Genomic DNA, 11,248 nt, shown 5'->3' on the forward strand with positions numbered 1-11,248 from the left:
ACTGGCCGATAAACCGGGTCGGCGAACTGCTCCCCTGGCGCGTAGCACTGCCGACTGAATAACACATCCCCGTCAATACGGTTCTTGCTGCACGCTTACGCATAATCATTCACTAAGTTAATTTATATAGTATCTGCCAAGACACTTATTTATAGTTATTAAAGGCGCGTCCGATTGGTTCACCGGACGCACCTTAAGTACGTTTACTTGTGTTATAAGAACAGAAGGATCAGCTGTAAAACAGCAATGATGATTTTGATGACCCGTTTAATCAGGTATCGGCAATCAGTCATTCGTTTTTCCTTAAACAAGGAATGCAGCCGTTCAGATTAGCCCTTACATCTCCCCAAAACTGAACGTGCGAGTTATTGAGGGTGCATGCTGCACTCCACACCAGAGCTTTGACGACACCACTCGTTTCAATGGGGGAATTCTGTGGCATGGTGTAAAGCACAGCAAAATCTTCAATAACGAAGCCAATTTTAATGTACTTACGAATTGGCGGTCACGTTAATCTTTCCATCAATATTGCTTTCTTCGTAAAGGCTCGAGTTTTTATGCTAAAGATTGCAAGTTGCTTGTAAAAGATAAGTACACTGATCCATAATCGCTGTTGTTGAGGGTGCATGCTGCACAAAATTAAAGTTAAAAAGTAAAACCCCCGTTCCTTACCAGTTCGGGGGTTTTACTTTTTAAAGAGAACGGTATTATTTTAACTTTCAATAATTACCGTGGCACAAGCATAGTGGCGTTCATCTGCCAGCGTTACATGCATATTTACAACGCCGAGCTTTTCCGCCAGTTTTAATGCCTCACCCCATAGCCGTAGCCGTGGTTTGCCGAGCTCATCATTGAATACTTCAAATTGATTAAACGCCAGACCATTGCGGATCCCGGTGCCAAACGCTTTTGCTGCGGCTTCTTTCACAGCAAAACGCTTCGCCAGAAAACGCACCGGCTGGTGGTGCGTTTTCCAGATTGCCCATTCGTTATCGCTTAATACGCGGCGTGCCAGGCGCTCACCGGATCGGGCGATCACTGCTTCTATGCGAGCGATCTCTACGATATCCGTGCCTAAACCTAATATTGCCATTAGCCACGCGCTTCCAGCATCAGACGCTTCATTTCTGCCACCGCATCTTTCAGTCCGGTCATCACTGCACGGCCAATAATGGCATGACCGATATTCAGTTCATGCATCTCAGGGATGGCGGCAATGGCTTTCACGTTGTGATAGGTCAGACCGTGTCCGGCGTTAACTTTCAGACCGAGACTAGCGGCAAAGGTCGCGGCTTTGGCGATACGCACCAGCTCTTGCGCCTGTTCGGCGTCAGTTTTGGCATCAGCATAGCAACCGGTGTGGATCTCGATAAACGGTGCGCCAACCTCTGCCGCAGCTTTGATCTGCTCTTCATCGGCGTCGATAAAGAGAGAAACCTGAATCCCGGCATCTGTCAGACGTTTGCAGGCATCGCGCATTTTTTCACGCTGCCCTGCAACGTCCAGGCCGCCTTCTGTTGTTACTTCCTGACGCTTTTCCGGTACCAGGCAGCAAAAATGTGGCTTCGTCTCAACGGCGATCGCCAGCATCTCTTCGGTCACTGCCATCTCCAGATTCATTCGGGTATCCAGCGTCTGCCGCAGGATGCGCACATCGCGGTCAGTAATGTGGCGGCGATCTTCACGTAAATGCACGGTAATGCCGTCCGCTCCCGCCTGCTCGGCAATAAACGCCGCCTGCACCGGATCCGGGTAAGCAGTACCGCGTGCGTTACGCAGCGTTGCAATATGGTCAATGTTGACGCCTAACAGTAATTCAGCCATGACAATCCTCATCATTCATAATGTGTTTTCACCGTTCGCTTAGGCATAAACTGCCGGAACAGTTCCCTGCTCTTTAATGGTTTACCGCCAAGATACGGCTTAAGCGCCATGCGGGTAAAGCGTTTCGCGGCGCGTAGTGTGTCTGCGTCAGGAAATTCCCGCGCGTTTAACGCTTTTAACTGCCTTCCGGTGAACGTTTTATTGTCGATAACGACGCTTGCGATAAACCCTTTTTCTTCGCGATAACGATACGTCATGGTGTCATCTACCGGCTCGCCGCTACCCGCGCAATAGGTAAAATTGACGCCATAGCCCAGATGCCCGAGCAGTGCCAGTTCAAAGCGGCGCAGCGCGGGTTCTGGCGTACCAGTGGCACCTGCAAGAGACTGAATGCAGTGCAAATAATCGAAAAAGAGTTCAGAGAAGCGCGTCTCGTATTCCAGTACGCGGGAGAGAAGTTCGTTGATGTACAGACCGCTGTAAAGCGTGATACCGCTTAATGGCAGCGCCAGCGAGACAGCTTCAGCACTGCGCAGCGTTTTGACTTCGCCACGCCCGCCGAAACGTAGCAAGAGAGGGGTGAAAGGCTGTAATGCACCTTTCAGAGTAGAGCGTTTAGAGCGTGCGCCTTTGGCAACCAGACGCACGCGACCCGATTCCTCCGTGAAGACGTCCAGCATCAGGCTGGTTTCGCTCCACGGGCGACTATGCAGGACAAATGCGCGCTGCCAGCCTTCCATCGGAGTGACTCTTAAAGATCGTCAACGTAACCGAGACTGCGCAGTGCGCGTTCGTCGTCGGCCCAACCGGATTTCACTTTTACCCACAGTTCAAGGTGGACAGGCGCTTCGAACATTTCCTGCATGTCTTTACGCGCTTCAATCCCGATGGTTTTGATCTTGGCCCCTTTGTTGCCAATAACCATCTTCTTCTGCCCTTCACGCTCAACGAGAATCAAACCATTGATGTCATAACCACCGCGTTCGTTAGAGACGAAACGTTCGATCTCCACGGTCACGGAGTACGGCAGTTCAGCGCCGAGGAAACGCATCAGTTTTTCGCGGATGATTTCAGACGCCATAAAACGCTGTGAGCGATCGGTGATGTAATCTTCCGGGAAGTGATGGGTCGCTTCAGGCAGATGCTTACGCACGATTGCTGCGATAGTGTCGACATTCAGCCCGGTTTCAGCAGAGATCGGCACGATATCGAGGAAGTTCATCTGACTTGCCAGGAACTGTAAGTGCGGCAGCAGATCGGCTTTTTCCTGCACGTTATCCACTTTGTTCACCGCGAGGATCACCGGCGCTTTGCCATCGCGCAGTTTGTTGAGCACCATTTCGTCGTCCGGCGTCCAGCGGGTGCCTTCAACGACAAAAATCACCAGCTCAACGTCGCCAATAGAGCTGCTCGCCGCTTTGTTCATCAGGCGGTTAATAGCGCGTTTTTCTTCCATATGCAGGCCAGGGGTATCAACGTAGATCGCCTGATACGCGCCTTCAGTATGGATCCCCACAATGCGGTGACGAGTTGTTTGCGCTTTGCGGGAGGTGATGGAGATCTTCTGCCCCAGCAGTTTGTTCAACAATGTGGATTTGCCAACGTTCGGACGTCGACGATGGCAATAAATCCGCAGTAACTTTTATCGATGCTCATTCCAGCTCCAGTTTTTTCAACGCCTGTTCGGCGGCAGCCTGCTCAGCCTTACGACGGCTTGAACCTGTGCCAACCACCGGTTCACTCAGGCCGCTGACCTGGCAGTGGATAGTAAATTCCTGATCGTGCGCTTCGCCACGTACCTGGACTACCAGATAAGTCGGCAGCGGCAGATGGCGACCCTGCAAATATTCTTGCAAGCGCGTTTTCGGATCTTTTTGTTTATCGCCTGGGCTAATTTCGTCCAAACGAGTTTGATACCAGTTGAGGATTAATTTCTCGACGGTTTGAATATCACTGTCGAGGAATACGCCACCAATTAATGCTTCGACGGTATCGGCGAGAATTGACTCACGACGAAATCCACCGCTTTTAAGTTCACCTGGCCCTAAACGTAAGCACTCGCCTAACTCAAATTCGCGCGCCAGTTCCGCCAGCGTATTGCCACGGACCAGCGTGGCGCGCATCCGGCTCATATCGCCTTCATCCACACGAGGGAAACGGTGATAAAGCGCATTGGCGATAACGTAGCTCAGAATAGAGTCGCCTAAAAATTCTAAACGCTCGTTATGTTTGCTGCTGGCACTACGATGAGTTAATGCCTGCTGCAACAGTTCCTGATGATTAAAAGTGTAGCCCAGCTTCCGTTGAAGCCGATTAATTACGATGGGGTTCATGCGATACCAATAAATAAATGCGTCAACAATTCAGCACACGAAACAGACCTGATATACATGGCTCTGCTAACTGCTTCGCTGCAGTTTCAGTTTACCGGTATATGGGGACCAACGCTGTTTCGTGTGCCGTGGCAACCTGGAGGTGCCAACCTTAAACTTCGGGGGAATATTCTATACACAACGACGGGGGATGTCGTTAGCCACGGGAGATTTATCTCATAAATAATTCACGTTGTCGCCATAACGGCGACAACGTGAACGAAGATGGGCTATTAATGGATGCCGCCAATGCGACTTAAGCGCACACCTGTCGGCCATTCGCCTTCTTGCTTATCGAAACTCATCCAGATAGCCGTTGCCCGACCGACCAGATTCGCTTCAGGCACAAAACCCCAGTAACGGCTGTCCGCGCTGTTGTCGCGGTTGTCGCCCATCATGAAGTATTGTCCCGGCGGAACAATCCAGGTTGCCAGTTGTTGCCCTGGCTGCTGGTAATACATCCCCACCTGGTCCTGCGCAATCGGCACTGTCAGAATTCGGTGCGTCACATCACCCAGTGTCTCTTTACGCTCGGAAAGACGAATTCCATTTTCTTTGGTTTCGTTTTTCGGCACTTCAAAGAATCCGCTGGTCGCTTCCCCACCATTACGGCGTGAGAAGGTCTGAACGAAATCGCTCGGTTCCACGTTGGAGTAGGTGACCGGTAGCGCGTTTTCACACGCCTGGCCGGAACTGCATCCCGGTTGAATCGTCAGCTCTTTTGAGACCGGATCGTAAGTGACTTTATCGCCCGGTAAACCCACCGCGCGCTTGATGTAATCAAGCTTTGGATCTTCCGGATATTTAAAGACCACGATATCGCCGCGTTTCGGATGACCGGTTTCGATCAGCGTTTTCTGGTAGATAGGATCTTTAATGCCATAAGCAAACTTCTCTACCAGAATAAAATCACCGATTAACAGAGTCGGCATCATCGAACCTGACGGGATCTGGAACGGTTCATAAATAAACGAACGTACAATCAATACGATAGCCAGCACCGGAAAAACAGAAGCACCGGTTTCCAGCCAGCCAGGCTTCGGCGCAACCTTTTTCAGGGTTGCTTTATCCAGTGAGTCACCGGCAGCCGCCTGCGCCGCTGCCTGACGTTCCCGCCGTTTAGGTACGAAAAAGAATTTATCCACGCACCATAAAATGCCCGTCACCAGTGTGGCAATCACCAGAATCAGGGCAAACATATTCGCCATGCCAACTCCTAAGGGTTATTTGTTGTCTTTGCCGACGTGCAGAATGGCGAGGAACGCTTCCTGCGGCAGCTCGACGTTACCGATCTGCTTCATGCGTTTCTTACCTTCTTTCTGCTTCTGCAGCAGCTTTTTCTTACGGCTGATATCGCCGCCATAACATTTAGCCAGTACGTTTTTACGCAGCTGTTTCACGGTGGATCGCGCAATAATGTGCGTACCAATCGCTGCCTGAATGGCGATATCAAACTGCTGGCGTGGGATCAGATCTTTCATCTTCTCCACCAACTCGCGACCGCGGTTTTGCGAATTATCACGGTGGGTGATCAGCGCCAACGCATCAACACGTTCACCGTTGATTAATACGTCTACACGTACCATGTCGGACGCCTGGAAGCGTTTGAAGTTGTAATCCAGAGACGCATAACCACGCGAGGTAGATTTCAGGCGATCGAAGAAGTCGAGCACCACTTCCGCCATCGGGATCTCGTACGTCAGCGCCACCTGATTACCGTGGTAAACCATATTGGTCTGCACGCCGCGTTTTTCTACGCACAGCGTAATAACGTTGCCGAGATATGCCTGCGGCAGCAGCATGTGACACTCTGCAATCGGCTCGCGCAGTTCGTAAATGTTATTTACCGCAGGCAGCTTGGATGGGCTGTCGACGTAGATAACTTCCCTTGACGTGGTTTCAACTTCATACACTACGGTCGGCGCAGTGGTGATCAGATCCAGATCGTATTCACGTTCCAGACGTTCCTGGATGATCTCCATGTGCAGCAGGCCAAGGAAGCCGCAGCGGAAACCAAAGCCCAGCGCGCTGGAGCTTTCCGGCTCATAGAACAGTGAGGCATCATTCAGGCTGAGTTTACCCAGCGCGTCACGGAAGGCTTCATAGTCGTCGGAACTTACCGGGAACAGACCGGCGTATACCTGCGGTTTGACTTTCTTAAAGCCAGGCAGCGCCTTTTCTGCCGGATTACGCGCCAGCGTTAAGGTATCGCCGACTGGAGCGCCGTGGATATCTTTAATCGCACATACCAGCCAGCCTACTTCGCCACATTTCAGTTCAGTGCGGTCAACCTGTTTCGGCGTGAAGATGCCCAGACGGTCGGCGTTATAGGTCTGCCCGGTACTCATGACTTTCACTTTGTCGCCCTTACGCAGGGTGCCGTTTTTAATACGGATAAGTGAAACAACGCCCAGGTAGTTGTCGAACCATGAGTCGATAATTAGTGCCTGCAACGGGCCTTCCGGATCGCCTTCCGGCGGCGGAATGTCGCGCACCAGACGTTCGAGAACGTCCTGCACGCCAACGCCGGTTTTCGCTGAACAGCGCACCGCGTCAGTGGCGTCGATGCCGACGATATCTTCAATTTCTTCCGCCACGCGTTCAGGATCGGCTGCCGGCAGGTCAATCTTGTTCAGTACTGGCACCACTTCGAGATCCATTTCCATGGCGGTGTAGCAGTTTGCCAGGGTTTGCGCTTCCACGCCCTGCCCGGCGTCGACCACCAGCAATGCACCTTCACAGGCAGCCAGCGAACGGGAAACTTCATAGGAGAAGTCTACGTGGCCCGGGGTGTCGATAAAGTTAAGCTGATAGGTTTCGCCGTCAGACGCTTTGTAGTCCAGCGTCACGCTTTGCGCTTTGATGGTAATGCCACGCTCACGCTCAAGATCCATGGAATCGAGAACCTGCGCCTCCATTTCACGGTCAGACAGGCCACCGCAGATCTGGATAATACGGTCAGACAGCGTCGATTTACCGTGGTCAATGTGAGCTATGATCGAAAAGTTACGTATATTCTTCATAAAGTATGATTATTGTGCCTTAATGCCCGGTTAACCAGGCTTTTAGAAGTCGCTGTTCTGAGCTTAACGTCTGTATTAATAGAAACGCCGCATTCTACACTACAACATTGAGGCGAGGAAATGTTCATACCGTATGGATTGTGGTATCTGGAAACGTCCTCGCATTTGTTATGCAAAATGCAACAAAGCCAGTGAAATCACTGGCTCGCGTCTTCCGAAGATGTTTCAAATCGCACAAGGCCAGGCGGCAATGCCACGCTTAAGATGATCGGTTGCCATTCTGCCCGGGCAGCAAACTTACGCGAGTAGCCGCGCGCAATCAGGAACCCGCCAATACCGCCGAGGACCGCACCACATAATGCTGCGACGTCAGAAGCAAAGAGTAGCTGAAATAGCGAAGCGATGAGGAATAATCCCACCAGCGGCGACATATAAACCAGTAATGCGGAGCTAAGCAGGCTGCCTTCGGCGATCCCCAATTCCACTTTTTGCCCCGGCACTAACGGTTCATCACAGGGTACGACAATGGTATGCGTGGTTTGCGGGCCAAGTTTATTCAACACGCGGCTACCGCAACCGGCGCGTGAAGCGCAGCTGCTGCATGAAGCTTTAACATCACAACTGACCAGCGCCTGCCCGTTTTGCCAGGAGACGACGGTAGCCCACTCTTTGATCATTGCGCTGCCCCGAACTTAATATTCTCGGCAATGCGTTTCGCCGTTTGCGGCGGCAGTTCACCGACAATGGTGATTTCGGCGTTATCACGTACGCTTGTACTGACGGTTCTGCGTCCGGTGCGCAACATCTGATCGGTGCTCGATGGCGTAGCGCGGTTAACGTTTACCGAGAAGCTGAATAATCCGTCAGAATAGAGACGTGATTCGATAGGCATGTTGTCCATCGTCGGTAGCGGACGTCGACTACTGGAAACTTCGCTAAAACCCTGTGGCAACCAGGTTGGCGTCCAGCTGAATTTAGCTTTTTCACCTACAGGAACAGAAAGCAACGGCGGCAAATTTGCCTTCGCCAGCGTCTGCATACTGCTGCTGATATCCTGATTGACGTTAAAAGCAATCACGCGAAATTGTTCCAGCGTTTCACCATCGCGATCAAGGAGATCAACCCGCATCGGTAATTTCGATTCGGTGTCCATCCACACGATGTAGCTGTAGCGTGTACCATCTCGGGCAACCACGCGAATGACTTCGCAAAGACGATCAGCAATACGCGTGCGCCCGACGGAGATAAAGTCGTAGTAAGGAGAAAGGCGTTTGAAATCGGTATAGATGAGCGATGGCAGAGAATCAACAATGTAATCGCCATTAAGCGTGAACGGTTCAAGTCCCGGTTCAAAATAGCTGATTTCATCGCCGCGCTGTACCACTTCCCGGCGCGGGCCATCCATTTGCAACAATTGTGCAAGAGGACGGTTATCGAGGCGTGCATGTCGATAACGCAGAGACTCAACACCCTGTTTATTGATGCTGATGAATGACAGCTCGTAATTCAGTGACTGACTGGCCAGGTTCATCTGCTGTAATAACGCCCCGGACGCGGGAGTGGCCGAGGCGTTAGCAGAGAATAACAGGCTACCTGTCACTAATGACATGGCAAACCAAAGTTGCTTCATTACTGCGATTGCGTTCCTAAAGTTTGAATTCCTGGCACCTGTACAGCGGCTTGCTGGGTTTGCGCCTGCTCAAACTGAAGCTGTTCAGAGTGGAGTCGGCGTTGCAGTTCGTAATCCTGCAACATTGCATTAATGCGACGACGCTGCTCCTGTACCTGCTGCTGTTGACCATTGTTTGCGGTCGCTTCAGAAGGTACTCCCAGGCTTACCGGGCTGGCTTTACCCATCATCGGCAGTGTATTAAATACCGGCGTTTCGGGCTGCTGGGACGTTTCAGATTGTCCATTATAGTGCTGGACGCCAACGATAACTGCAAGCGATACGCATGCTGCTACGCCCATTTGGGTAAGCTGTGCCGCCCACGGACGTACTTTCTGCCAGAATGGCATTTTCTGCCATTGATGCGGCGCAGGCTGGGCTTCCGGGATCAATGTCGCCGGTTGACGTACTGGCTCTTCTTCAATGGCGGCCATCACGCGTGAAGAGATATCGAAATGGAGCACCTCGGGAGTATCACCCCGCATTGAGTCACGGATTAAGTGATAGCTTTCCCAGGTTTTCTGCATTTCTGGGTTATGAGCCAGTTCGTTAAGCAGCTCACTATCCAGCGTTTCGCCATCCATTAAAGCGGAAAGTTGTTCTTTCTGCATGCCTAATACCCTTATCCAGTATCCCGCTATCGTCAACGCCTGATAAGCGGTTGAACTTTGTTATCAATAGCTTCCCTCGCTCGGAAGATACGTGAACGCACCGTACCTACCGGACAATCCATGATAGCGGCTATCTCTTCATAGCTCAGGCCATCCAGCTCCCGCAAGGTTATTGCCATGCGCAAATCTTCCGGGAGGGACTCAATAGTTCGGAAAACTATCTGTCTCAGTTCTTCTGACAACATTAAGTTCTCAGGGTTCGAAATTTCTTTCAACGCGCCGCCACTTTCGAAGTTTTCAGCTTCAATGGCATCCACATCACTGGAAGGTGGACGACGCCCCTGAGCAACCAGGTAATTTTTCGCTGTATTTACAGCAATCCGATACAGCCATGTATAAAAAGCGCTATCTCCCCGGAACGAATCCAGCGCACGATAGGCTTTAATAAAAGCTTCTTGTACCACATCGGGAACATCACCCGACAGCACATAGCGGGAAACCAGACTCGCCACTTTATGCTGATAGCGCACTACCAGTAAGTTAAAGGCTTTCTGATCTCCCTTCTGGACCCGTTCAACCAGGACCTGGTCCGTTAACTGCTCGCTCATCCGAGGTAAAGTCTCCCCAAACCAAATTTCCACGCGCTATCGAAACGCCACTCCATTAGCTGCAATTTGAGCAAGCAAAGGGTTAGAGTGTCTCGTTTTTGTAAAGTTCCGTAACGCATCTGTTTTTGTTTGTCATGCTGTAGACGGATCATTATCTATCATTATAAGTCTACAGAATCTGAACATCGCATTATCTGTGTAGAAATGCCCATTTAACTGCCTGAAGAGTAACCCAACGGCCTTTTTATTTCACCACCTAATCCTCCACCAGCCAGTAACTTCTCTTTTTCTCGCCGCCCTGCATCAGCGTGTTTAGCAACTGTAACAAATATTAAAATAGCAGGTGTTTATTCGCACAACATGATGCTATACCGACCAAACCGTGTTTAGTAAATTAAACAAAGAAAATGAATACTCTCCCTGAACATTCATGTGACGTGTTGATTATTGGTAGCGGCGCAGCCGGACTTTCACTGGCGCTACGCCTGGCTGACCAGCATCAGGTCATCGTTCTAAGTAAAGGCCCGGTAACGGAAGGTTCAACATTTTATGCCCAGGGCGGTATTGCCGCCGTGTTTGATGAAACTGACAGCATTGACTCGCATGTGGAAGACACATTGATTGCCGGGGCTGGTATTTGCGATCGCCATGCAGTTGAATTTGTCGCCAGCAATGCTCGTTCCTGTGTGCAATGGTTAATTGACCAGGGGGTTTTGTTTGATACCCACGTTCAACCGAATGGCGAAGAAAGCTACCATCTGACCCGTGAAGGTGGACATAGTCACCGTCGTATTCTTCATGCCGCCGACGCCACCGGTAGAGAAGTACAATCCACGCTGGTGAGCAAGGCGCAGAACCATCCGAATATTCGTGTGCTGGAGCGCAGCAACGCAGTTGATCTGATTGTCTCTGACAAAATTGGCCTGCCGGGCACGCGACGGGTGAGGTGTACTGGCAATAGCGGACACTACCATTTGTTCTTTTTTTAAGCAGCCATCTGATGATATTTTTCCCTGAAGGCTGCCGGGGAGATATTCCCCAGACGAGAGTGACGACGCTGACGATTGTAGAAAATCTCAATGTATTCCCGTATTACTGAGATGGCTTCATCCCGGTTATTAAAACGATAGTGGCTCAGGCT

Annotated in this window: 13 protein-coding genes and 2 pseudogenes; 1 reads left to right on the forward strand and 14 read right to left on the reverse strand. The window is 51.0% G+C overall.

Translation table 11 applies throughout. The annotated features are described in order from the left end of the window. Positions 1–212 precede the first annotated feature (212 nt). From shoB to rseD, 13 genes and pseudogenes are all read right to left on the reverse strand, one after another. A complete protein-coding gene (gene shoB, locus BFF42_RS03105) occupies positions 213–293 on the reverse strand; it encodes a type I toxin-antitoxin system toxin ShoB (protein ID WP_000128776.1) in 81 nt (26 codons plus the stop codon). 419 nt (positions 294–712) lie between these two features. Further along, positions 713–1,093: a holo-ACP synthase gene (gene acpS, locus BFF42_RS03110; RefSeq protein WP_000986029.1), complete on the reverse strand. Its 381-nt coding sequence runs from the start codon at positions 1,091–1,093 to the stop codon at positions 713–715. Further along, entirely contained in the window at positions 1,093–1,824 is a 732-nt protein-coding gene (gene pdxJ / locus BFF42_RS03115) for a pyridoxine 5'-phosphate synthase (RefSeq protein WP_001364795.1), read from the reverse strand. Before pdxJ ends, acpS begins: the two co-directional genes overlap by 1 nt. A gap of 11 nt (positions 1,825–1,835) precedes the next feature. Continuing rightward, positions 1,836–2,564: a DNA repair protein RecO gene (gene recO, locus BFF42_RS03120; RefSeq protein ID WP_000399399.1), complete on the reverse strand. Its 729-nt coding sequence runs from the start codon at positions 2,562–2,564 to the stop codon at positions 1,836–1,838. Positions 2,565–2,575: 11 nt separating this feature from the next. After that, positions 2,576–3,480: pseudogene (era, locus tag BFF42_RS03125) on the reverse strand (GTPase Era). Then, positions 3,477–4,157: a ribonuclease III gene (gene rnc / locus BFF42_RS03130; RefSeq protein WP_001068343.1), complete on the reverse strand. Its 681-nt coding sequence runs from the start codon at positions 4,155–4,157 to the stop codon at positions 3,477–3,479. Before rnc ends, era begins: the two are co-directional and overlap by 4 nt. 272 nt (positions 4,158–4,429) lie before the next feature. Next, positions 4,430–5,404, reverse strand: coding sequence for a signal peptidase I (gene lepB, locus BFF42_RS03135; protein WP_039059497.1), 975 nt, complete (start codon positions 5,402–5,404; stop codon positions 4,430–4,432). A 15-nt stretch (positions 5,405–5,419) separates the two neighbouring features. Then, positions 5,420–7,219, reverse strand: a complete 1,800-nt coding sequence (gene lepA / locus BFF42_RS03140) for a translation elongation factor 4 (protein WP_000790168.1) — start codon at positions 7,217–7,219, stop codon at positions 5,420–5,422. Between the two features lie 197 nt (positions 7,220–7,416). Beyond that, positions 7,417–7,896 carry a SoxR-reducing system protein RseC gene (gene rseC / locus BFF42_RS03145; protein ID WP_000589070.1) on the reverse strand — a complete coding sequence of 160 codons (480 nt, stop codon included), beginning with the start codon at positions 7,894–7,896 and terminating at the stop codon, positions 7,417–7,419. Then, on the reverse strand, positions 7,893–8,849 hold the full coding sequence (rseB, locus tag BFF42_RS03150; protein ID WP_000812031.1) for a sigma-E factor regulatory protein RseB: 957 nt from the start codon (positions 8,847–8,849) through the stop codon (positions 7,893–7,895). Before rseB ends, rseC begins: the two co-directional genes overlap by 4 nt. Beyond that, positions 8,849–9,499, reverse strand: coding sequence for an anti-sigma-E factor RseA (gene rseA, locus BFF42_RS03155; protein ID WP_001168459.1), 651 nt, complete (start codon positions 9,497–9,499; stop codon positions 8,849–8,851). The genes rseB and rseA overlap by 1 nt, the downstream gene beginning before the upstream one ends. 32 nt (positions 9,500–9,531) lie before the next feature. Next, positions 9,532–10,107 (reverse strand): RNA polymerase sigma factor RpoE, encoded by a 576-nt coding sequence (rpoE, locus tag BFF42_RS03160; RefSeq protein WP_012421474.1) that lies wholly within the window; start codon positions 10,105–10,107, stop codon positions 9,532–9,534. Then, complete coding sequence (gene rseD, locus BFF42_RS03165; RefSeq protein WP_001303621.1) at positions 10,104–10,259, reverse strand: rpoE leader peptide RseD; 156 nt, start codon at positions 10,257–10,259, stop codon at positions 10,104–10,106. Before rseD ends, rpoE begins: the two co-directional genes overlap by 4 nt. Positions 10,260–10,514: 255 nt before the next feature. On the opposite strand from rseD, the pseudogene BFF42_RS03170 reads away from it, so the two are divergent. Continuing rightward, positions 10,515–11,051 (forward strand): annotated as a pseudogene (locus BFF42_RS03170) (FAD-dependent oxidoreductase); the annotation flags it as partial. 41 nt (positions 11,052–11,092) lie between these two features. On the opposite strand, the gene BFF42_RS03175 reads toward BFF42_RS03170, so the two are convergent. Further along, positions 11,093–11,248, reverse strand: a 156-nt coding sequence (locus BFF42_RS03175; protein ID WP_001392677.1) for an IS3 family transposase, incomplete at its 5' end; no start/stop codon positions are given.

This window comes from Shigella sp. FC1661, assembly GCF_001712525.1.
In the GTDB taxonomy this organism is placed as follows: Bacteria; Pseudomonadota; Gammaproteobacteria; order Enterobacterales; family Enterobacteriaceae; genus Escherichia; species Escherichia coli.